This window comes from Pseudorhodoferax soli, assembly GCF_003337555.1.
In the GTDB taxonomy this organism is placed as follows: domain Bacteria; phylum Pseudomonadota; class Gammaproteobacteria; order Burkholderiales; family Burkholderiaceae_C; genus Pseudorhodoferax; species Pseudorhodoferax soli.
In genome coordinates this window covers 690,790-710,991 of sequence record NZ_QPJK01000001.1, presented here as the reverse complement: position 1 = coordinate 710,991, position 20,202 = coordinate 690,790, and the positions used below count along the sequence as shown (strand labels likewise).

The 20,202-nt window shown below is 62.3% G+C and carries 21 protein-coding genes; 13 read left to right on the top strand and 8 right to left on the bottom strand.

Annotated elements, in window-relative coordinates; translation table 11 throughout:
* The first annotated feature begins 15 nt into the window (after positions 1 to 15).
* The 7 genes from DES41_RS03170 to DES41_RS03140 all read left to right on the top strand — a co-directional run bounded on the left by DES41_RS03170 (position 16) and on the right by DES41_RS03140 (position 8,179).
* Positions 16 to 1,506 carry a lipopolysaccharide biosynthesis protein gene (locus tag DES41_RS03170; RefSeq protein ID WP_170168084.1) on the top strand — a complete coding sequence of 497 codons (1,491 nt, stop codon included), beginning with the start codon at positions 16 to 18 and terminating at the stop codon, positions 1,504 to 1,506.
* Positions 1,507 to 1,616: 110 nt separating this feature from the next.
* Positions 1,617 to 2,795, top strand: a complete 1,179-nt coding sequence (locus DES41_RS03165; protein ID WP_114465820.1) for a glycosyltransferase — start codon at positions 1,617 to 1,619, stop codon at positions 2,793 to 2,795.
* Positions 2,796 to 2,815: 20 nt separating this feature from the next.
* Positions 2,816 to 3,823: a polysaccharide pyruvyl transferase family protein gene (locus DES41_RS03160; protein WP_114465819.1), complete on the top strand. Its 1,008-nt coding sequence runs from the start codon at positions 2,816 to 2,818 to the stop codon at positions 3,821 to 3,823.
* Between the two features lie 7 nt (positions 3,824 to 3,830).
* Positions 3,831 to 4,799: a glycosyltransferase family 2 protein gene (locus tag DES41_RS03155; protein ID WP_114465818.1), complete on the top strand. Its 969-nt coding sequence runs from the start codon at positions 3,831 to 3,833 to the stop codon at positions 4,797 to 4,799.
* Positions 4,800 to 4,824: 25 nt separating this feature from the next.
* Positions 4,825 to 6,321 (top strand): lipopolysaccharide biosynthesis protein, encoded by a 1,497-nt coding sequence (locus DES41_RS03150; RefSeq protein ID WP_114465817.1) that lies wholly within the window; start codon positions 4,825 to 4,827, stop codon positions 6,319 to 6,321.
* A gap of 32 nt (positions 6,322 to 6,353) precedes the next feature.
* Entirely contained in the window at positions 6,354 to 7,376 is a 1,023-nt protein-coding gene (locus tag DES41_RS03145) for a polysaccharide pyruvyl transferase family protein (protein ID WP_114465816.1), read from the top strand.
* A complete protein-coding gene (locus tag DES41_RS03140; RefSeq protein ID WP_114465815.1) occupies positions 7,373 to 8,179 on the top strand; it encodes a glycosyltransferase family 2 protein in 807 nt (268 codons plus the stop codon). Before DES41_RS03145 ends, DES41_RS03140 begins: the two co-directional genes overlap by 4 nt.
* A 20-nt stretch (positions 8,180 to 8,199) precedes the next feature.
* Here DES41_RS03140 and DES41_RS03135 read toward each other — a convergent pair whose 3' ends face one another.
* The 6 genes from DES41_RS03135 to DES41_RS03110 form a co-directional block, all read right to left on the bottom strand.
* Positions 8,200 to 9,513, bottom strand: coding sequence for a Gfo/Idh/MocA family protein (locus DES41_RS03135; RefSeq protein ID WP_114465814.1), 1,314 nt, complete (start codon positions 9,511 to 9,513; stop codon positions 8,200 to 8,202).
* 91 nt (positions 9,514 to 9,604) lie between these two features.
* Positions 9,605 to 10,447, bottom strand: a complete 843-nt coding sequence (gene epsE, locus DES41_RS03130) for a polysaccharide export protein EpsE (protein ID WP_114465813.1) — start codon at positions 10,445 to 10,447, stop codon at positions 9,605 to 9,607.
* A gap of 10 nt (positions 10,448 to 10,457) precedes the next feature.
* Entirely contained in the window at positions 10,458 to 11,606 is a 1,149-nt protein-coding gene (gene epsL, locus DES41_RS03125) for an XrtB/PEP-CTERM-associated polysaccharide biosynthesis outer membrane protein EpsL (protein ID WP_170168082.1), read from the bottom strand.
* Positions 11,607 to 11,644: 38 nt separating this feature from the next.
* Positions 11,645 to 13,069 carry an undecaprenyl-phosphate glucose phosphotransferase gene (locus tag DES41_RS03120; protein ID WP_114465811.1) on the bottom strand — a complete coding sequence of 475 codons (1,425 nt, stop codon included), beginning with the start codon at positions 13,067 to 13,069 and terminating at the stop codon, positions 11,645 to 11,647.
* Positions 13,062 to 13,886 (bottom strand): XrtB/PEP-CTERM-associated transcriptional regulator EpsA, encoded by an 825-nt coding sequence (epsA, locus tag DES41_RS03115; RefSeq protein ID WP_114465810.1) that lies wholly within the window; start codon positions 13,884 to 13,886, stop codon positions 13,062 to 13,064. Before epsA ends, DES41_RS03120 begins: the two co-directional genes overlap by 8 nt.
* A gap of 394 nt (positions 13,887 to 14,280) precedes the next feature.
* The gene (locus tag DES41_RS03110; RefSeq protein ID WP_114465809.1) at positions 14,281 to 14,739 is read right to left on the bottom strand and encodes a low molecular weight protein-tyrosine-phosphatase; all 459 of its coding nucleotides are present in this window, start codon (positions 14,737 to 14,739) and stop codon (positions 14,281 to 14,283) included.
* Positions 14,740 to 15,155: 416 nt separating this feature from the next.
* Between DES41_RS03110 and DES41_RS03105 the strand changes: the two genes are divergently transcribed.
* Both DES41_RS03105 and DES41_RS03100 read left to right on the top strand, forming a co-directional pair.
* Positions 15,156 to 15,803 carry a DUF47 domain-containing protein gene (locus DES41_RS03105; RefSeq protein ID WP_114465808.1) on the top strand — a complete coding sequence of 216 codons (648 nt, stop codon included), beginning with the start codon at positions 15,156 to 15,158 and terminating at the stop codon, positions 15,801 to 15,803.
* A 15-nt stretch (positions 15,804 to 15,818) separates the two neighbouring features.
* Positions 15,819 to 16,829, top strand: coding sequence for an inorganic phosphate transporter (locus tag DES41_RS03100; RefSeq protein WP_114465807.1), 1,011 nt, complete (start codon positions 15,819 to 15,821; stop codon positions 16,827 to 16,829).
* Positions 16,830 to 16,833: 4 nt separating this feature from the next.
* Here the strand turns inward: DES41_RS03100 and DES41_RS03095 are convergent, their stop codons facing one another.
* Complete coding sequence (locus DES41_RS03095) at positions 16,834 to 17,289, bottom strand: hypothetical protein (protein ID WP_114465806.1); 456 nt, start codon at positions 17,287 to 17,289, stop codon at positions 16,834 to 16,836.
* Positions 17,290 to 17,294: 5 nt separating this feature from the next.
* Positions 17,295 to 17,816, bottom strand: coding sequence for a GNAT family N-acetyltransferase (locus DES41_RS03090; protein WP_114465805.1), 522 nt, complete (start codon positions 17,814 to 17,816; stop codon positions 17,295 to 17,297).
* A gap of 157 nt (positions 17,817 to 17,973) precedes the next feature.
* Between DES41_RS03090 and rpsP the strand changes: the two genes are divergently transcribed.
* From rpsP to rplS, 4 genes are all read left to right on the top strand, one after another.
* Positions 17,974 to 18,246 (top strand): 30S ribosomal protein S16, encoded by a 273-nt coding sequence (gene rpsP / locus DES41_RS03085; protein WP_114465804.1) that lies wholly within the window; start codon positions 17,974 to 17,976, stop codon positions 18,244 to 18,246.
* Positions 18,247 to 18,262: 16 nt separating this feature from the next.
* Positions 18,263 to 18,835, top strand: coding sequence for a ribosome maturation factor RimM (gene rimM / locus DES41_RS03080; protein ID WP_114466804.1), 573 nt, complete (start codon positions 18,263 to 18,265; stop codon positions 18,833 to 18,835).
* Between the two features lie 18 nt (positions 18,836 to 18,853).
* On the top strand, positions 18,854 to 19,612 hold the full coding sequence (trmD, locus tag DES41_RS03075) for a tRNA (guanosine(37)-N1)-methyltransferase TrmD (protein ID WP_114465803.1): 759 nt from the start codon (positions 18,854 to 18,856) through the stop codon (positions 19,610 to 19,612).
* Between the two features lie 134 nt (positions 19,613 to 19,746).
* Positions 19,747 to 20,133: a 50S ribosomal protein L19 gene (gene rplS, locus DES41_RS03070; protein ID WP_056656603.1), complete on the top strand. Its 387-nt coding sequence runs from the start codon at positions 19,747 to 19,749 to the stop codon at positions 20,131 to 20,133.
* The last annotated feature ends 69 nt before the right edge of the window (positions 20,134 to 20,202 follow it).

Genomic DNA, 20,202 nt, shown 5'->3' with positions numbered 1-20,202 from the left:
GAATTGCCTGGCACCATGTCCGAGCCCATCAAGCCAGGCCCGCCAGTCGACCTGGGCGAACTGCGCAGGAAGTCGGTGAGTGGCGGCTTGCTGACTGTGGGCGCGAGATTGGTCAGCGTGGTCTTCAGTCTGGCCTCGACGGCGGTACTTGCGCGTCTGTTGTCGCCGGAGGATTTCGGCGTGTTGGCCATGGTGCTTTCGGTGACGGCCTTTGTTGCTGTCTTCAAAGACTTTGGCCTTTCTGCCGCTGCAGTGCAAAAGGGCAGCCTCCTGACCGCCCTGCAAGCCAGCAACCTCTTCTGGTTGAACCTTGCAGCGGGGGTGGCGCTGAGCGTCCTCGTGGCCACGGCAGCGCCATTGGCTGGCTGGATCTTCGGCAATCCGGCCTTGGTCCCTGCGACGATGCTGATCTCCATCTCTTTCGTGCTGACCAGCCTGGGCAGCCAGCATGGCGCCATGCTGCAAAGCCGGCTGCAATTCAAGCGCAAGGCACTGGCGGACGTCGTGGGCGCCTTGGCCAGTTTGCTGGTGGCAGTGGTCCTTGCCTTTCAGGGGCACTCTTACTGGTCGTTGGTATGGGGGACCATCGCCGGCGCCGCGGCTACCAGCCTGTTGCTGATTCTGTTGGTTACGTTGCGCATCCAGCGGCCGCAACGCGGACAGGGTGTGCGCAGCCTCTTGCAGTTCGGCGGACACGTGACCGCTTTCGAGTTCGTCAACTACTTTCACCGCAATCTGGACAACATCCTGATTGGGCGCGTGTGGGGTGCCGAAGCGTTGGGCATCTACAGCCGAGCCTATCAGTTGCTGATGTTTCCGATCACGAACTTGCGAACGCCCATCAGCGCCGTGGCCTTCTCAGCGATGAGTCGACTGCGCGATGAGCCTGAGAAGTTTCGAGCCTACTATCTCAAAGTCAGCTTCCTGCTAGCCCTGACGTCCATGCCGTTGGTTGCGTTTCTGGCGGTTGCAGCCGAGCAGGTGATCGGCTTGCTATTGGGGGAGAGATGGCTCGCTGCTGTCCCGATTTTTCAGGCGCTCGCTGTGACGGCTTTCATCCAACCCGTTGCCAGCCTGCGCGGGCTGGTGTCACTGGCGTCTGGCCGCTCGCGCGACTATCTGCTGCTAGGGGTCATCAATGCCGTGGTGGTCTGCGCTGCTTTCGTTGCGGCGCTGCCCTGGGGGCCATTCGGGGTTGCAGTGGGCTACGGCGTTGCTGTGTACGCCTTGCTGTACCCCACGCTTCGGCTGGCGTTCAGACAGACGGGCATTCAGATGGGGGACTTCTGGCGCTCGATCCGGCTGCCGGTCGCTACCTCCCTGGTCGCTAGCTGTCTGGCTTCGGCGATTGGCGGCCTCGCCGCACTCGAAAGCGTTAGTCACATCGTCATGCTGAGCGTCCAAGCTGTCGCCTTCGTCGTCGCCTGGGTGATGGCGATCGCAGTCTTGCCAGGAGGCTGGAAAGCCTTGCGTGAGACCGGCGCCTTATTCAGGCAATTGCGCTAGTTGTTTGGCTCCTCGATGCACTCACTTATCCAAAGAAGAATTAGACAGCAACCGCAGGCGCGCGAATTGCGTGTGGCATTTGCTTGGCTTGTGTTGCTTCACCCATATCCATGAGATCACCGCGTTCCGCATCCCGCAAGGTCATTGTCCATCGCTCGGATGTGCTTCCCTACTCGGAAACGTTCATCAAGGAGCAGGTGCAAGCCTGCAGAAATTGGGAGCCAGTATTGGTGGGAGTGAGGCGGACTACTCCAAGTTTGGGGCTGGATGGCCTCGAGCTACGCATGCTGCGCAACGCTGACCCAGCGGGGCTGGTCTGGCGGCTGTGCCAAGTCTTGAACTTGCCGCCGCCAGGTGTAGTTGCGCAACTGCGGCGCGAGCAAGCAGACCTTGTCCATGTGCACTTTGGTACCGATGCCGTAGCGATGTGGCCTGCTCTTCGTCACCTTGGGTTACCGGTCCTTGTAACCCTGCACGGCTACGACATCAATACTTACAGATCATGGTGGGAGGAAGGCCAAGGGGGATGGCTAGGCCGAAGCTACCCCCACCGGCTAGTCGCGATGTCCCGACATCCACGCGTACGAATTGTTGCAGTGAGCCATGCGGTGCGCGAGGCTGCCATTGCTTATGGCATTGCGCCGGAGAAGATCGCAGTGCACTACATTGGCATCGACATGGCTCGCTTCACTCCGCAGGGCTTGCCGGTAGCGAAGCGTCGACCAAGAATACTTTTCGTCGGGCGGTTGGTTGAGAAGAAGGGCTGTGCGCATCTGATTGATGCATTCGCGCGTGTGCGGCAGGAAATACCCCATCTCGAGCTCGCCGTGATCGGCGATGGTCCGTTGGCGCCGATCCTGCGTCGCCAAGCAGAACAACTGGGTGTTCCGGTGGAGTTCTTGGGCAGCCAGCCTGCGGAGGCGGTTAGAGCGCAGATTTCCCAGGCTCGGCTGCTGTGCTTGCCAAGCGTTGTTGCCGAGAATGGGGATGCCGAGGGGTTGGGCTTGGTCATCGTCGAGGCTCAAGCTTGTGGCGTACCCGTTGTTACCTCTGCAAGAGGGGGCGCAACAGAGGGCATCGTCGATGGGGTTACAGGGCTGGCGACGGTTCCAGGCAACGTGCCCGGTTTGGCTAGTGCGCTCAGCCGCATACTCAGCGATCCCGCGCTCGCAGAGCGCATGTCTGCCGCAGCCACTGGCTTCGCGCGTGAGCGCTTCGATCTCGGGGCTTGCACGCGACTGCTCGAGCAGGAATACGACGACTGGGCGCGCATTGCGCCGGTCCTTTGAGCAGCATTTCAACGATTGCTATGGAAATCGTCTACTACAAAGATCCGAAGCACAACTTCGGTGACGACTTGAATGAGGTTGTATGGCCTCAACTGTTCCCTGCCGAGATGCTGGACGATCCGGACATCGTGCTTGTCGGCATCGGTAGTGTTCTGACTCAGCAGCAACTGGCCCCGTTCGCAGGCACACGGCGTAAGGTCATCGTGCTTGGTTCGGGGACATCTTATGGTGTGCCGCCGCAGGACATGAGCGGCTGGCATGTGCTGGGGGTTCGAGGGCCGCTGACGGCAGCGGTGATCGAAAGGCCCGAGGCCGCTGCAACCGATAGCGCCATTTTGCTGGCCGCACTTCCGCAGGTAGTGCAGCGCGCGGAAGAGGCGGGCAAGGTGCTGTTCATGCCGCATCACCGGTCGATCTTCTCGACGCCTTGGCGACAAATGGTGGAGGACTTGGGCATGACCTACGTGACGCCGCAGCAGCCAGTCCGGGACATCCTGGCGCAGTTTGCGCAGGCTCGATTGGTTGTGACAGAGGCCATGCACGGGGCCATCGTTGCTGACACTCTGCGTATTCCGTGGGTTCCGCTGAGAATCTCGCCAGCCATCGAGGAGTTCAAGTGGCGCGACTGGTGCCTCTCGCTGGGCCTTACGTATGCGCCGGTGAGCATTCCGGCAGGAACCGCCAGTGATCGCGACCGCTTTGGCCATATGCGCAAGCTGTTGCTCCGCACGGGCGTGCGCGGTGAAGCCGATATACCCGAAAACGCCGAGGCGGCCACGTTGCGCGCCTATCTTGAGCGACGGTTCTCGTCCGCCAACAGCGAACTTAACTTCGCGCGCCAGCGCAGGCTGGTGCGGCTGCTACGCTGGCCAATGCGCTTGGCCGACCCGCTATACACCAGAGGCGCTCGACTGGCTTTGGCGAGTGCGGCCAAGGGACCGTGCTATCTCAGCCGCGACGCTGATTTTGCGCGGAGGCTAGTGCAGATGCAGGAAGCTGTCGAGGCTGCGAAGCGCCTTGCAACTTGAGCCGGATATGAACGAACGCCAACCCTCGCCCGAGCGCGTGACCGTGTTGATTGCCGCTTACAACGCGGCCAGCTTTGTTGACCGCGCCATCGAATCTGCACAGGCGCAAACCTGGCCGGTACATGAGATTCTCGTCGTCGATGACGCGTCGCAGGACGGCACAGCCGAAGCTGTGCGCGCACTCGCCGTCAAGGATGGGCGCATTCGCTTGCTTCGCCTGGCGCAGAACGGTGGACCCTCGAAAGCGCGCAACGCTGGACTAAATGCCGCGATAGGCGACTGGATCGCAGTTCTCGACGCCGACGATGCGATGGTGCCCGGACGCATCAAGCATCTGCTGCACGTTGCGCAAACAGAGCAGGCGGATGCGGTCGCCGACAACTTTGCCTGGTTCAACGTGAAGTCTGGCTCGTTTAGCCAAGCAGGGCTGGGCGAGGGGCAGAGCCCCGAGCTGATCTCCGCCGAGCGCTTCGTTGATCGCGCCCGCCCCTTCAACGACGAGTCGGACTGGGGGCTACTCAAGCCGATGTTTCGCCGCGCCTTCATGGACGAACAGAAACTGCATTATCCGACGAAGTCGCGACATGGCGAGGACTACCTGCTGATGTTCGACCTGCTGCGAGCTGGTGGCCGCTATGTGCTGACGCGCGAAGTCGGCTATCACTACACGGACCGGTCCTCGGGTTTTAGCCGCACGCGCATTGACTACGGTGCCATGGTCGACCACAGCGCGCAGTTGCTGAACGATCCGTTCGTGGCTGGCAATCCGAGGTTGCGTGCGTTGATGGAGCAGCGTGTGGCAGCTGTGAGGCAACTGCAGACGCGATACGAAGCGGTGTCTGCGGTGCGTGGGCTGCAGTTCGGAACGCTGTTGACTCGTGGGGCGCGGGACAAGGCCTTTGCAGCCGCAGCGTTCGACTTTGTGCGTGAACGCTCGGGCGCAGCCCTGCGGAAAATCGCGCGCCTTGGGCGCTGAATAGGCGGGGACCCGAGTCGCAAGCATGAGCAGCATCACCGACAAGCTGATCAAGGGCAGCGCCTGGCTGTCCTTCGCCCGCGCCATCGTCAATCTGCTGTCGATCATCAGCATGGTTGCCATGGCACGTTTGCTTTCGCCAGACGATTTTGGGGTGGTTGCCGTGGCGACGACTCTGATGCTGCTGGTCACGGAGGTCACCGAACTATCGCTTGCACAGGCGCTGGTGCGGCATCGGGCACTGACTGACGCGCATTTTCATTCCGCCTTCACGATGAACGCGCTGCGAGGCGGCGTGCTCGGCGGCGCACTCGCATTGGCCGGTTCACCGCTGGCCAGCTTCTACGATGATCCACGCTTGGTGGGCATCATGGCGGGCATGGGTGCTAGCGTGTTCCTCGGTGGACTGGCCAACCCGCGTCGTATCGTGCTGCAACGCGAACTGATCTTCTGGCAGGAGTTCGTGCTCAATGTCAGCCAAAAGCTGGTTGGCGTTGTAGCTTCTGTCGTTGTCGCCTACATCTTCCGTAGCTATTGGGCGCTGGTGGTAGGGATCGTGGCGACGCAGCTGACGACGCTGGTTGTGTCGTACACGGTAATGCCATACCGACCGCGACTGGGCTTGGCGCATGCGAAGGATCTGTTGTCTTTCTCGGTTTGGGTGTCGGCCGTGCAGATCGTGAACACGCTGAACTGGCGTTTCGACACTTTGTTTATTGGTAAGTTGCTCGGAAACGAGGCGCTTGGCCACTACTCGGTGGGCGGCAACCTTGCGGCGATTCCAACGCGCGAAGCGACGACACCGCTGCGCCAGACGTTTTATCCTGCGTTCTCCAGCATGCGCGATGACCGGGAGCGCTTGTCGTCGGCCTACCAGCGGGCGCAGGCGGTCGTGACCGCCATCGCCCTTCCGGCGGGCATCGGTGCGGCACTGGTTGCCGATCCGCTGATCCGTCTAGGTATGGGTGAAAAGTGGGTGCCTGCGATCTTCATCGTGCAGGCGCTCGCTTCTGTACATGCGGTGCAGACGCTTGGTTCTTCGGCAGATGCGCTTGGTATGGCGCTGGGGCAGACCCGGCTGCTGTTTGTGCGCAGCGTGCAGATGCTCGTGGTGCGCATTCCGTTGATCGTAGGCGCAATGTATCTTTATGGCCTGGAAGGTGTGATCGGCGCGCGCGTTTTCACCGGCTTGATCGCGACAGTCGTCAACATGGTGTTGGTACGGCGTTTGATCAACGTCTCTGTCGCCGAGCAACTGGCCGTGAACGCGCGGAGCTTCTGTGCCGCAGCGGTGATGGTGATTGGCACGCTTGCCGTCGTATATTTTCTGCCTGCGCGTGCTGATACGTGGTCGCTTGCGCTCGAGATATTGGTGCTTGGCGCCACGTCCATATTGCTCTACAGCACCAGCTGTCGGTGGCTGTGGCGACGGGCTGGCAGGCCGTCTGGCCCCGAGCAAGAAATTGGCCGTTTGATGGCCAAAGTTTGGAAGAAGTTGCGGCCAGGCAGCGCAGACGCCTGAGCCGGTTGGCCACTGTGGCCTAGGAGCAATGAATGCAACCACAAACATCCCGCGAATACATTGCGGCCATGCAGGGCAAGATCCACGACGTGCTTGGGCCGTTGATCGGCAAGGCGCCGATGGCCATCGTCGACTTTCCCGACATCCGTAACGTGGGCGACTCTGCCATTTGGTTAGGTGAAATAGCGTACCTAAAGCAGCATTATCACAAGTCGCCCGACTACGTCTCAAAAATTGAGGACTTCTCTGATCGACAACTGGAGCGGAAGGTGCCACAGGGACCGATCTTCATTCATGGTGGCGGCAATTTTGGAGATATATGGGTGTCGCACCAGAACTTTCGCGAGCGCATATTGAAGCGATGGCCGGACCGGCTGATCGTGCAGTTCCCGCAGTCGATCCACTATGACAGTGACGCGCGTGTCGAGGAGTCTGCTCGCGTGATTGCCAAGCACAAGAACTTCGTGCTTCTGGTCCGCGATCAAGAGTCGTTGGAGTTTGCGCGCAAGCGCTTCGACTGCGAGGTCAAGCTGTGTCCGGATATGGCTTTCTGCATTGGTACGCTGGATGCCATGCCTCCGCCCTCAATACCGTTGTTGGCAATGTTGCGCGAGGATAAGGAAAAGGTTGCCTCACGCGACGGCACCGCTGAGCTTGACTGCCCGGTAGAGGACTGGATCAAGGAGCCCAAGTTGCCGGTGCGCTGGGCCAAGACTCTCGGCACGATGGCGGCAATATCCACGCTTGATCGGATTGCCATGAGAAAAAGCATGTTCGACGCAGCGGCGGCGCAACGATTTGGCCGCGGCACGCGCCAGTTGGCGCGCGCGCGCGCGATCGTTACTGATCGGCTCCACGTGCATATCGTGTCGCTGCTGATGGGCAAGCCGCACGCGGTATTGGACAACTCCTACGGCAAGATCACGAGATTCATGGATGCCTTTCCGGGTGGGATGGACCTTACGTATCGTGCACGTTCACTGCAAGACGGGATGCAGTGGGCGCGGGAGCAGGCGGCAAGCGTAGCGGGCGTCGCTAAGGAGGCCGCGCGGTGACTGCTCTTACCTTCGTTGTGCCGGTCCGGCACCCAAAAAATGCACGGGATTGGCCGCAACTCAAGGCTAACTTGGCGCAGACCGTCAAGTCGATCTCGGCGCAGGCGCACCCTGATTGGCGCGGGTTGATCGTCGCAAATACCGGCTCTGATCTACCACCTCTACCCGACCGCTTCGGCGTAGAGTGGGTTGACTTTGCTCCGAACGTTCTGCACGACCAAGGTCGCGCGACCAAGCAGGACTTCCTGGAGGCGTTTCGGCTCGACAAGGGGCGCCGAGTGCTGCGCGGCATGCTCAGCGCCCGCGGCAGCCGCTTCTTCATGATTTCAGATGACGACGACTTCGTCAGTGCCCGGCTTGCAGGCTTCGCGGCAGAGCGTCCACAGGCCCACGGATGGCGCATTGCAACTGGCTGGGTTTGGGGCGATGGCGGCTCCGTTGTCATGCGCCATGACAACTTCAATCGTGTCTGCGGCACTTCGCTGGTCGTACGCGCCGATGCTTACGGCCTACCCGAGCGCTTCGAGGATGCCAGCGCTGATTACATTAAGAGCATGCTGGGTGGCCACTACCGCGTGCCCGGTTTCCTCGCTGATCGCGGAGCGCCGCTGGAAGACCTTCCTTTCGACGGCGCTGTCTACCGCATCGGCCAAGCCGGGTCACATAGCATGACCCCCGGGATATTCAAGAAGTACATATTCAATCGAGAGGCGTTGCGCGATCCAGCTCAGGTATGGAGTCACTTGAAGGCGCTGAGGCCCTTGACGGCCTCTATGCGACGTGAGTTCTTCGGTGAGCGCTGAGAGGCTTGATCATTGCAGGCTTAGCGCTTGTGCAATGACTCCACCAATCCAGTCACCAAACGCTCGAGCGGCGCCGACTTGTAGCTCGCCAAGTAGTTGCGCTGGCTCTGCGCCACGTCGGCCAACGGCTCAAAGGGTTGGAAAGTCGTCGTCGGTGTCAGGGCCACACCGGTGCGGCCGGCGCGCTGTATCAGCAAAGACAACTCATTGATGTGCATATGAAAGTCAGGCTGCATGGGCTGCTTGCGGCCCTCGCTGAGCGCACGGGACATCTCTGCGATGCCGAGTAGTTTGTCTTGCGCGTAGATTTCGCGCCGCCGCAGCCAACTGACAAGCTTGTGCTTGGGAGAGCGGCCAACGCCCTTTTCGGCCTCGACTGCGTGCGACATCCAGCGACGTACCAATGGCTGGCGGCGGCCGCCCACGCCGAACAGGCGCCCAATTAACGGCTGAGTGCGCACCGTGTAAGCCTTGCGTGCGGCCAGCGTGACGCGCGAGAACCGCTCCAGATGCACGGGAGACTGGTCGTGGAAGACGTTGTCAGCGGTGATCTCGCCTTGCTCGCCGATGATGTGCATCTGGTGGTTGCGGGGCGATACCCAGGTGCAGGTGACACGCGCGGCTACACCGTTGGCAAAGTGCAGGCAGGCCACTGAGAAATCGGGCGTGTCGGCTGGGATCAAGGGGGTGTCGGTTTTGTGGTGCACCAGGAAGTCAGAGAATGCGGTGACCGACAGCACGGGGCCGAACATGGCGCACAGCCATACCAAGTGGTAGGCCACGTGTTCGACGGTGCAGCCCTCCTGGAATTCCTCAGCGTAGGGGAAAGGCGCACCGGTGGGGCTCTGCACTTTTTCCAGTTGCATCATGTGGGCGGGGTTGTCGTCCAGTTCGGCGTACACAAGCACCGGCTTGCCGATCGCGCCATCGCGCACCGCCTTCCACAAGGTGCTGACGGCATCGCAGTAAAGGTTGCTGGGCGCACCGCTAAGCACAAGGCCGCGCGTTTCGGCCATTGCGAACAGCTCGCGTGTCTTGTCTATGTCGGTCGTGAATGGCTTTTCGGAATAGACGTGTTTGCCGGCTTCCAGCGCGCGCTTGGTGGTGGCGTAGTGAGAGTGGATGCTGGTGAGGTTCACGACAGCTTCCACCTGCGGGTCGGCCAGCAAAGTTGCTAGGTCGGGGTACACCTTGAACCCGTAGTGCTTAGACACGGTGGCGGAGCGGGTGGTGTCGAGGTCGAACACGCCGCAGATGTCCAGTTCCGAGTGCGCCCAATGCGTGCGCATGTAAATGTCAAACACATAGCCGCAGCCGACGAAAGCGATCTTCATGTCGCGTCTTCCCTGGTTCTAATAATCATGAGCCGCGCGCACTTCGACGAGTGGGGGCACGGTGGATGCGCCGATGCAGCGCGCTGCGGTGTCAGAACAGACTCTCGCGCACGTAGATAACGTCGTTGGGCTCGAGCATATCAGTGAGTTCGGGCTGGATTTGTTGTACGACACCAGACGCATCTCGCCGATGCAGGCGCAAGCGCGTCTCGCTGCCGCGGTTGGTTGGGCCACCGCCTTGCGCCAACCCCTGCATGACCGTCATGCCGCGCTCGATGCGGTAGGGACCAGGGCGCTGCGCTTCGCCATATATATAAAAGACGGGTGCACGATGCACATACAATGTGTCGCCACCCATAACAAGCAAATTGGCAGAGGAATCCTCCGTCAGGAACAGCGCTGGAATGTCGATCAGCATGCGGAAGACCTTGCCATCACGCGTTCCAATCAAGATAACAACGTCGTCGCCAGTCGGCATGGCGCCGCCTGCCATCGCCAGCACGTCTGACACCTTTGTGTTGGCAATCTCCAGTGGGAAACGTCCTGGTCGTTGAACTTGGCCCAGCACCGAGACTTGATTCCCTCGCACTTGGACCAAGACGATGTTAACTTGCGGTTGTTGCAGGAAGCCACCAGCGCGCAATGCGTTTGCGATGTGCCGCTCGGCATCCGAGATGGTCAGCCCACCAATCACGGTGTTACCGATCAGCGGGACAGTGATGGACCCGGACTCGGAGACACGCGCCTCCACCGTCAAGTCAGGGCTTTGAAATACCAGGACGCGCACGGTGTCGCCCGCCCCCAGGCGGTAATCTTGGGGCGCTGTTGCGTTCTGAGAAAGTGCCGGAAACGCTGTTAGCAGCAGCGCGAAGGCCAAGATAAGGTGGCGTAGCCGGCCAAGTGGCGAGATGTAGTAGAAAATTGTGTTGGTCATAAACTCATACTCAGAACACGAACTTGGCCGAAAACTGGGCCGACGTATTGGAATAGCCAAAGCCCTCCAGATTGGAAGTGCGCAGTTCGCGATAAACTCCTGCATTCAGCGATAGTGCGTCAAACGGCTCCCACCGCACGCCGAGCCCTGCAATGTTTGTACGGTCTTCCCGAGCGTTGTTATCGACGCCTGGCAGTGCCCCGTCGAATGAGTAGCGGAGATGGTCCAAGCTTGCGTAGACCGCCGCGCGAGAACTAATGCTCCAGTAAGGATACATTGAGATGCGGTTGCCAACGGTATAGCTTGCGGTGTTTGTTTGGTATGGACTGATGCTGCGCGCCAGCGTCAATTGGACGCCGGACTTGCCTGTTGCGCGCCAATTGACATTTAAATTCCCGCGCAAGCCAGAAAAGTCACGCACGGCCAAATCACGATGTTTTCTGTCTATATATCCGAGCGTGGCGCTGACTGTTGTTTTTGCAGTGACCGACCACGAAACTTGTACTTCATGTTCCAACTGCGAGTAAGCAGTCGGCGTTGCAGTCACTCCGGGAACTCTGTTGAAGTAGTCGCCTTGGCCATCCAAAACTCGGTAGCTGATGCGGCTCCCTGATGGAAATACCCGACGAACTCCAGCTGAAATGTTGCGCAACGTGTAATCTCCGGACTGAGCCGTCGGCCGCTCGTTGCTGCGCTCGTCGCGCTCAATACCGCCGAGGAGCAGCCAATCACGCCCAAGCACTGCTACAGCAGTGGCGCCAGTCTTAATGTCGGTGCGAACGTTTCGGTCAAAACTGCGGAAGTAGTCGAAGGTATTGATGTCATCGCTGCGTGTTCTGCTGATCGAACCGCGCAGCCTCGGCGTCACACTCCAATGCCAGACGGCACGGTAATTCACGGCGTTGAAGTTTAGGTAGTCGTTGCTGCGGTAGCGGTTCGATGCCAAGTTGACATCGAGCTCCACGCGCTGCAACGAGTAACGTTTGTCCAACTGCAGCCCCACCGTGGTGGTCGACAAAGTTTCCGAGCGAGCGTTGGTACTGCGGCGAAACAGGTTGCTGTCGTAGCGCTGCCCTTGCGATGCACTGAATTTTAAAGCGTCAATATCCACGTCCTGGGCGGCTACGCTCGCCGCCCACAGCGCCAACAGGATCGCCAACCGTGGCGCGGGACGAAACCGTCGTGTCATAACAGGTGTCAATACGCCTTCGTGTCCTTGAACACCACGCCCACCGTGCGCGCGATGATGTACAGATCCAACCGCAGCGACCAGTTGCGCAGGTAATCGAGGTCAAACTCAATGCGCCGTTGCATGGACTCCAGGTCGTCGCCGCCCCGGAAGCCATTCACCTGCGCCCAACCCGTGATGCCGGGGCGCACCTTGTGGCGGATCATGTAGCCGGAGATGAGCTTGCGGTACTGCTCGTTCACGGCGATCGCGTGCGGCCGCGGGCCGACCACGCTCATGCGTCCCTGCAACACGTTGATGAACTGCGGCAGCTCGTCCAGCGAAGTCTTGCGGATGAAGGCGCCGATCTTGGTCACGCGCGCATCGCCCCGCTTCACCTGCGTGTAGCTCTTTTCGCCGTCTTCGGTCACCGTCATGGAGCGGAACTTGTAGACCATGATCTCCTTGCCGTCCAAACCGTAGCGGCGTTGCTTGAAGATGATGGGGCCGGGGGACGTCAGCTTGATGCCGATGGCCACCGCCAGCATGATCGGAGCGATCAGCAGCAGGATCACGGACGCCAGCAGGATGTCCCAGCCACGCTTGACCAGGCCGGTCGTGCCGCGGAAAGGGGTCTCGCAGACCGAGATCACGGGCGTGCCGCACACCGATGCGCTGCGGCCCTGGATCAAGTCGGTCACGAACATGTCGGGCACGAAGTAGATCGAGGCCGTGGTGTCCTTCAGGCCGTCGAGCACCTGCAGGATGCGCGGCTGCGATGCCATGGGCAGCGACAGATAGATCATCTGCACATTGTTGGCTTTGACATAGGCCGGCAAGGCTGCGAGGCGGTCGATCAGGCCGAAGCCCATCGGAGCGTTCAGGCGATGCAGTTCGCGGTCGTCGAAGAAGCCAGAGACGTCGATCTGGGAATACGGTGTTTCACGGATGCGGCGCGCCAGCGCCACCCCTTGGGTGTTCATGCCGACGATCACGGCTTTGCGCGGCGGTCCGCGCAAGGCCAGGATGGCGGGAGCTGCGAGCCGCAGGGCGCGGTGGGCAGCGATCTGCGACACGGGCGCCAGCCATAGCCACATGACAAGCGCGCCCACAGGGAAGTGGCGGTTGTATCCGGTGGCCACCCCCATCACCAGCAGCAGCGCCGCGATGGCGGCCCAGTTGATGAGGGTCTGCGTGACCAGCTTGCGCAGCGACGAGCGGATCTGCGTCGTGCCGGGAAACGTCATCGCAAACACGATGACGGACAGGATGAGGTACTCGGGCCGCAGGCTGCCCGTGTGGTAGAGCCCGACGCCCCACAGCGACAGCACCAGCATGCCGGGGTCGATCAGCGATTCGATGAAGCTGAGGGGGTGGTCCTTGCCCAGGCTACCGCTGCCAGCGACATCGGGCGCAGACTTGACTTGCGTCAAGGGAATGGGAGAGCTATCCATGGGCGTAATGACTGTTCTTCAGCCGGGACACCGCTTGGGCGCGGTTGTAGACGTCCAGCTTCTTGAAGATGCGTTGCAGGTGGTTCTTGACGGTGAATGCGCTGATGTCGAGGATGGTGCCGATTTCCTGGTTGGTCTTGCCCATTTCGACCCATTGCATGATCTCCAACTCGCGGCCGGTCATGCCGTTGTCGGGCACGGGGTTGTCCAGCCCGTGGCGCGAGATGGTGATCTGCGCAGGTCCGCCGCAGGCGGTGCCTTGCGTGATGATCTTGGAGGGCAGCGCGGCCTGGCGCATCGCCATGTCGATGTGGGGGAGCAGCGCTGTCATCGCCGCGGTACCTGTTTTCTCGGTGATTGCTTCGCGGCTCAGCACGACGTACAGGCAATCCTGTTCACCGCGCAGGTCGCGCAGGCCATGCACCATGGCAGAACGCATGGCCGGGATGGTCGAGTGGAGCAGCTCGGGCTGCGGCGAAAGCCCGAGAACGCCGTTCATTCGGTCGGCAGCGGTCACGTAGGGCTGCTTGTTCAGGGCGGACCAGTTGGCAAACAACTCCTGCAGCCGAGAGACCAGGGCCGACATGCTGGCCTGCGCCGTGCGCACGCCACGCAGTGGAAAGACGATGTCGTGGCCGATGGTGCCCCGCTGGAAGTCACCCCAGGCGGCAACCACGATGTCGTGCGGCATGAAGTACTGGACGCCACCACGTAACCAATTGACCAGATCCACATGCGTGCGGATGTGCGCGACTTCTGCCAGCACATCGAAGCAGCGTCCGCGGTCTGCGATGGATAAATTGCTCAGAAATGACATTCACATCCTCGGGGAAGACCAGTCGATCGGAAACACACCACACGGCCGTCGACGTGCGCGCTTCGAAATGGTGCATTTTCTTGAATGTCCCCCCGGCCTTGTTCTCTGCGCAAGCCAGTTTGATGCCTGTCCATGTCTGCCCGATGGCATCTCATACATAGGCCAAATTGTCATGTTGACGGTAAATGTTCCGGGTTGCCACACCCGGTCAATGCCTGGCTTGCAGGCCGCCACATTCGGGAAATTCTGCGTCGACAGATTGTCGAAGCCGTGCTCGGTAAGCCGGGATGTTAGCGGCACTCTGCGGCACAGCAACTTTCAAGCCATCAGAAAATGTAACAGTGTCTGGCCCTGTCGGGTGTGCTTTACTCCTCAGGCCGGGTTGCTTATTTGCTTACCCATGGATGCTCTCCCGCCATGACGCCACGGCCTGCTCGACCAGGCTGTGCGTCTCCTGGTAGACCGATTCATGCTTGAGGTAGGGGTCGGCAATGGCCGTCCCGAGCCAGTGCCCGAGCATGCGGGCCTTGCCTGGCGCTTGCGGGTCCACATGGGCAAGTTGCCGGATGTGGGCCGTCTCCATCACCAGAATCAAGTCGGCCCACCAGAGGAGGGTGGGGTTGATCTGTTGCGCGCGATGCCGTTCCAGTTCTTGCAGAAGCCGGGGCTGCTGGCGTGCGACATACAGCACGGTTTCGTCCGCAGGTTTGCCGACCAGCGCGCGTGTTCCGGCGGATTGCACCTGCGTCGCCTCTGCACGGCCATCGGCCTGCAACTGCAGGCGCAGCAAGGCCTCGGCGAGTGGACTTCGACAGACATTGCCGGTGCACACGACAAGAATTCGTTCGTACATGGAACCGCGTGGGTAACTGCTGGGCGCCCGATCGTGCCAGAAAGTGCCAGCGCGAATGCGCGATGCGTATCCGCAAGCCCGTGCCGGGCTGCACGACAGTGCAATGAGCCTGCTGAAGTCGTGAGTCTGCGTTCAACCGCCCGTCGAAGCTTCGTCACCTGACGAGCGAGGCGCGTGCTGGATGCTGTGTACCTCATGGCCCTCGTGCGGCGGAACTCGGCCAGATGGGGCCAGCCGGGCGAGTGATATCGGTGATCACGACGGCATGCTGCAGGGGCCGCAGGAGAGTGGGTCGGCGGGCCCGCCGGCGCAACGGGCGGAACCACGGCACACGGGCCGGAGCGCCGGAACGCGCAGTTACACTGCGCCCCGTTTCACCGAAACGTCATATTTTTGACACACCCCAGGATCTGCGCATGCTGTTCGGCAAGCTGATGCCACGCGATGGCAACTTTTTCGAGATGTTCAACCAGCATGCCGATCGCATCGTGGAGGCTGCTCGCGCCTTCTCGCAGCTGGTGGCAAATTACCACGATGCGCACCTGCGTGAGCAGTACAACCGCGATGTGGACAACGCCGAGCGTGCCGCCGACCGTGTGACGCAGGAGGTCAACCGCTCGCTGCACAAGACCTTCATTACACCGATCGACCGCGAGCAAATCCACTCGCTAATCAACTCCATGGACGACGTGGCCGACCTGCTGCAGGACGCGGCCGAGACCATGGCACTGTACGACGTGCGCAGCATGACGGACGAGATCCGCCGCCTGACCGAGCTGTGCATGAAATGCTGCGAGCGCGTGAAGGACGCGGTCAAGCTGCTTTCCAATATCGGGGACCCGGCGACCGCCGAGGCCGCGCTCAAGACCTGCGAGGAGATCGACCGCTTGGAATCCGATGCCGACCGCGTCATGCGTTCGGCCATGAGCAAGCTGTTCAGAGAGGAGCCGGACGTGCGTGAGCTGATCAAGCTCAAGGCCATCTACGAGCTGCTGGAGACAGTCACCGACAAGTGCGAGGACGTGGCCAACCTGATCGAGGGCATCGTCCTCGAGAACTCCTGATCCGGGCAGAGCGCGATGGCTTCTGTGCAGGTGGCCCTGTGGGTCGTGGTGCTGCTGGTCACCCTGGCCCTGGTGTTCGACTTCATGAACGGCTTTCACGACGCGGCCAATTCGATCGCGACCGTGGTGTCCACGGGCGTGCTCAAGCCCGGCCAGGCGGTGGTGTTCGCGGCGTTCTTCAACTTCATCGCGATCTTCGTGTTCCACCTCAGCGTGGCGGCCACCGTGGGCAAGGGCATCGCCGAGCCGGGTGTGGTGGATGTGCACGTGGTGTTCGGCGCGCTGATCGGCGCCATCTCGTGGAACCTGATCACCTGGTACTACGGCATCCCCAGCAGCTCCTCCCATGCGTTGATCGGCGGCATCGTGGGCGCTGTGATGGCCAAGACCGGTGCCTCGGGTTTGGTGGGCAGCGGCATCGCCAAGACGGTGGCCTTCATCTTCGTTTCGCCGGTGCTGGGTTTCGCGCTGGGCTCGCTGATGCTGGTGATCGTGGCCTGGATCTTCCGGCGCGCCACGCCCTCGCGCGTGGACCGCTGGTTCCGTCGGCTGCAGCTGGTCTCGGCCGGGGCCTACAGCCTGGGGCATGGCGGCAACGACGCGCAAAAGACGATCGGCATCATCTGGCTGCTGCTGATCGCCACCGGCTATGCCTCGGCTGGCGATGCCTCGCCGCCGGCCTGGACGATCATCAGCTGCTACATGGCCATCGCGGCGGGCACCATGTTCGGCGGCTGGCGCATCGTCAAGACCATGGGCCAGAAGATCACCAAGCTCAAGCCGGTGGGCGGCTTCTGCGCCGAGACCGGCGGTGCGCTGACGCTGTTCATGGCCACGATGCTGGGCATTCCGGTGTCGACCACGCACACCATCACGGGCGCCATCGTCGGTGTAGGGTCCACGCGGCGCGCCAGCGCGGTGCGCTGGGGTGTGGCGGGCAACATCGTGTGGGCCTGGATCTTCACGATTCCGGCCAGCGCCTTCGTGGCGGCGATCGCCTACTGGGTCAGCTTCCGCGTGTTTTGAGCGGCTACTGCGAGATCTTGCGCGCCTCTTCGATCTGGTACTCGAAGTAGCGCTGGAAGCTGAACGCCAGACTGGCCATCAGCACGCCGGTGCCCAACAGCAGTGCGGCGGCGACCCCGATCACGGTGAACCAGTTGGTGCTGCCGGCTGGCGCTTCCGACGAGCCCGCCGTGTTGAAGGCGGCGTTCCACTTCTCGGGCGAGCGCAGGCCGTAGACGATGGCGGTCAACGCGCTCGCCGCGATCGACACGCCCAGCAATGGGATCAGCAGCCAGCTCCAGTGGTCGTCCTGGCCGAATTGCTGCACGCGCTCGATGCCGTACAGGCCCAGCGCCGTGGGCAGCGGGTAGAGCCAGCCCCACAGGTCGCCCAGGCCGCGCAGGTAGAAGCGGTGCAGGCCCAGCGGGCCTCCCAGCAGGGCCAGCCAAGTGGCCAGGGTCTTGTTCTTGTTCCTCGGCATTGGCTTCAGACCGGCGGCTGGCTGTCGCCCGCGCCCAGTGCCTTTTCCATCAACACGATGTCGAGCCAGCGCTCGAACTTCCAGCCGCACGAGCGGATCACGCCGACGTGCTCGAAGCCCAGCGCGCGGTGCACGCCGACGGAGCCGGCGTTGGCCGAGTCGCCGATCACGGCGATGAGCTTGCGCACGCCACACGCCTGCGCCGCCTCGGCCAGCGCCGTCAGCAGCTGGCGGCCCAGCCCGCGGCCGGCCGCCTCGGGCGCCAGGTAGATCGAGTCCTCGGCCGAGAAACGGTAGGCCGGGCGCGGCTTGAACCAGTTGCAGTAGGCAAAGCCCAGCACGCGGCCGTCTTCCTCGGCCACGAGGTAGGGCAGGCCCTTGGCCAGCACGTCGGCGCGACGGGCGACCATGTCCTGGGCCGAGGGCGGATCGATCTCGAAGGTTCCGGTGCCGTGCAGCACATGGTGGGTGTAGATCGCGGCAATGGCGGCGACGTCGGCGTCGGTGCTGGGGCGGATGCTTGGCATGTGGAAAGGAGAAGCAACAGGTGCAGGCTATAATCGCGGGCTTTTCAGCGTGTCGCTGGCCGGGTGGCCACAGCGCGTGTCTCAGCGCTGAATCTGAAAAATGAATCTGGCCCATCGGTGCTATCTAACCGGCGGGCCGACCCCTTGAGGATAAATCATGGTTGTCATCCGGCTTTCTCGCGGCGGCTCTAAGGCCCGCCCCTTCTTCAACATCGTCGTTGCCGACAAGCGCGTCCGTCGTGACGGCCGCTTCATCGAGCGCATCGGTTTCTACAACCCGACCGCCAAGGCCAACGAAGAGAGCATCCGCGTCGTCCACGACCGCCTGAACTACTGGCGCAGCGTCGGCGCCCAGGCCTCGCCCACGGTCGAGCGTCTGGTGGCCCAGGCCGCTGCCGCCCCGGCTGCTGCTCCCGCAGCCGCTGCCTGAGTTGGCAGGCCTGCTCATGCTGCAGGCACTCGATCCGGCGCCCCTGCCGGACGATGCGGTCGAAGTGGCCCGCGTCGCTGGCGGTTGGGGCGTCAAGGGCTGGCTCAAGCTGCTGCCCCACAGCGCCCAACCCGAGGCGCTTTTTTCTTCCAAACGCTGGTATCTGCAGGCGTCCGAACGGGGGGCCAAGGCCTTCGACGGCACCTTGCTGCTCAAGGTGCGCGAGGCACGTGAGCATTCCGGCGGCGTCGTGGCCCAGGTACAGGACATCGCAGACAAGGATGCTGCCGATGCGCTGAAAGGCGCGCGCGTGTTCGTCTCGCGCTCTAGCTTCCCGAGTGCCGCGACGGACGAGTACTACTGGGTCGACCTGATCGGCCTGGACGTGGTCAACCGCGAAGGCGTGGCGCTGGGCCAGGTGCGCGAGCTGCTGTCCACCGGCCCGCAGACCGTGCTGGTCATAGAAGAGCAGCCTGGCGCCGAGGGCGAGAAGCCCGTCGAGCGCATGGTTCCTTTCGTCTCGGCCTTCGTCGACAAGGTCGATCTGCCCGGCCGCTGCATCACGGTGGACTGGCAGCCCGACTACTGAGCGGGGCTGCCTGAGGCCATGCGCTTCGACGTCATCACGCTGTTTCCCGAACTGTTCGCACCCTTCCTGACCAGCGGCGTGACGCGGCGCGCGTACGCTTCGGGCCAGGTCGACGTGCGGCTGTGGAACCCGCGAGACCAGGCCGAGGGCAACTACAAGCGTGTGGACGACAAGGCCTTCGGCGGCGGCCCAGGCATGGTCATGCTGGCCGAGCCGCTCGCGCGCTGTCTCGATGCGATCCTGACCGAGCGCGGCGTTGGCACGCCCGTCGTGCTGTTCACGCCGGTGGGCGCGCCGCTCAACCACACGGCGGTGGCCGGCTGGGCCGAAGGCGAGGGCGCCGTGCTGCTGTGCGGCCGCTACGAGGGCATCGACCAGCGCCTGGTCGACCGCTACGTGACGCACAGCATCAGCCTGGGTGACTTCGTGTTGTCGGGCGGCGAGATCGCCGCATTGGCGCTGCTCGACGCCGTGGCGCGGTTGCAGCCCGGCGTGCTCAACGATGCCGAAAGTCACCAGTTCGACAGCTTCCATCCGGCCCTGGACGGCCTGCTGGACTGCCCCCACTACACCCGGCCTGAGGAGTGGCGCGGCGCGCCGGTGCCCGAGGTGCTTCTGTCCGGGCACCACGGCCGCATCGCGCGTTGGCGGCGCGACGTGCAGTTGCGCCTCACGGCCGCGCGTCGGCCCGAGCTGCTGGCCGCTGCGCGTGCGGCAGGGCGCCTGAGCGCTGCGGACGAGGCAGTGCTGGCGCAAACGGCGTCCGGCACGCTATAATCGCGGGCTTTTCGGATCCTCTGTCCGCTGCCTTACGCAATGTCGCGTCTGGCTCCGTCCCGGCAAGCTGCAGCTTTTGCAGTGCTTCAATGCCCCGTGACACCCGAGCGTGAGCAAGATCCTGTGGAAGAACCATGAACCTCATCCAGATCCTCGAGCAGGAAGAAATTGCCCGTCTGGGCAAGAAGATCCCTGAATTTGCGCCCGGCGACACCGTGATCGTCAGCGTCAACGTGGTCGAAGGCACGCGCAAGCGCGTCCAGGCCTACGAAGGCGTGGTCATCGCCAAGCGCAACCGTGGCCTGAACAGCGGCTTCACCGTGCGCAAGATTTCCAGTGGCGAAGGCGTGGAGCGTACGTTCCAGACCTACAGCCCGCTGATCGCCGGCATCGAAGTCAAGCGCCGCGGTGATGTGCGCCGTGCCAAGCTGTACTACCTGCGCGAGCGCAGCGGCAAGTCGGCCCGCATCAAGGAAAAGCTGGTGCTCAAGGCCCCCAAGGCCGCTGCTGCAGCCCAGTAATCCGAACGGCCTTTCGGTCCGTCAAGCCGCCACCTGCTTCGCGCGTGGCGGCTTTTTGCTTTTCGGCTC

Bases quoted from the DNA above. Each gene is read 5' to 3' on its own strand.
- DES41_RS03095 (WP_114465806.1), bottom strand. From the start codon at position 17,289: ATGCCGAGGAACAAGAACAAGACCCTGGCCACTTGGCTGGCCCTGCTG.
- DES41_RS03135 (WP_114465814.1), bottom strand. From the start codon at position 9,513: ATGAAGATCGCTTTCGTCGGCTGCGGCTATGTGTTTGACATTTACATG.
- DES41_RS03155 (WP_114465818.1), top strand. From the start codon at position 3,831: ATGAACGAACGCCAACCCTCGCCCGAGCGCGTGACCGTGTTGATTGCC.
- DES41_RS03110 (WP_114465809.1), bottom strand. From the start codon at position 14,739: ATGTACGAACGAATTCTTGTCGTGTGCACCGGCAATGTCTGTCGAAGT.
- DES41_RS03100 (WP_114465807.1), top strand. From the start codon at position 15,819: ATGGCTTCTGTGCAGGTGGCCCTGTGGGTCGTGGTGCTGCTGGTCACC.
- rpsP (WP_114465804.1), top strand. From the start codon at position 17,974: ATGGTTGTCATCCGGCTTTCTCGCGGCGGCTCTAAGGCCCGCCCCTTC.
- epsE (WP_114465813.1), bottom strand. From the start codon at position 10,447: ATGACCAACACAATTTTCTACTACATCTCGCCACTTGGCCGGCTACGC.
- rimM (WP_114466804.1), top strand. From the start codon at position 18,263: ATGCTGCAGGCACTCGATCCGGCGCCCCTGCCGGACGATGCGGTCGAA.
- rplS (WP_056656603.1), top strand. From the start codon at position 19,747: ATGAACCTCATCCAGATCCTCGAGCAGGAAGAAATTGCCCGTCTGGGC.
- trmD (WP_114465803.1), top strand. From the start codon at position 18,854: ATGCGCTTCGACGTCATCACGCTGTTTCCCGAACTGTTCGCACCCTTC.
- DES41_RS03120 (WP_114465811.1), bottom strand. From the start codon at position 13,069: ATGGATAGCTCTCCCATTCCCTTGACGCAAGTCAAGTCTGCGCCCGAT.
- epsA (WP_114465810.1), bottom strand. From the start codon at position 13,886: ATGTCATTTCTGAGCAATTTATCCATCGCAGACCGCGGACGCTGCTTC.
- DES41_RS03170 (WP_170168084.1), top strand. From the start codon at position 16: ATGTCCGAGCCCATCAAGCCAGGCCCGCCAGTCGACCTGGGCGAACTG.
- DES41_RS03160 (WP_114465819.1), top strand. From the start codon at position 2,816: ATGGAAATCGTCTACTACAAAGATCCGAAGCACAACTTCGGTGACGAC.
- DES41_RS03150 (WP_114465817.1), top strand. From the start codon at position 4,825: ATGAGCAGCATCACCGACAAGCTGATCAAGGGCAGCGCCTGGCTGTCC.
- DES41_RS03105 (WP_114465808.1), top strand. From the start codon at position 15,156: ATGCTGTTCGGCAAGCTGATGCCACGCGATGGCAACTTTTTCGAGATG.
- DES41_RS03165 (WP_114465820.1), top strand. From the start codon at position 1,617: ATGAGATCACCGCGTTCCGCATCCCGCAAGGTCATTGTCCATCGCTCG.
- DES41_RS03090 (WP_114465805.1), bottom strand. From the start codon at position 17,816: ATGCCAAGCATCCGCCCCAGCACCGACGCCGACGTCGCCGCCATTGCC.
- DES41_RS03145 (WP_114465816.1), top strand. From the start codon at position 6,354: ATGCAACCACAAACATCCCGCGAATACATTGCGGCCATGCAGGGCAAG.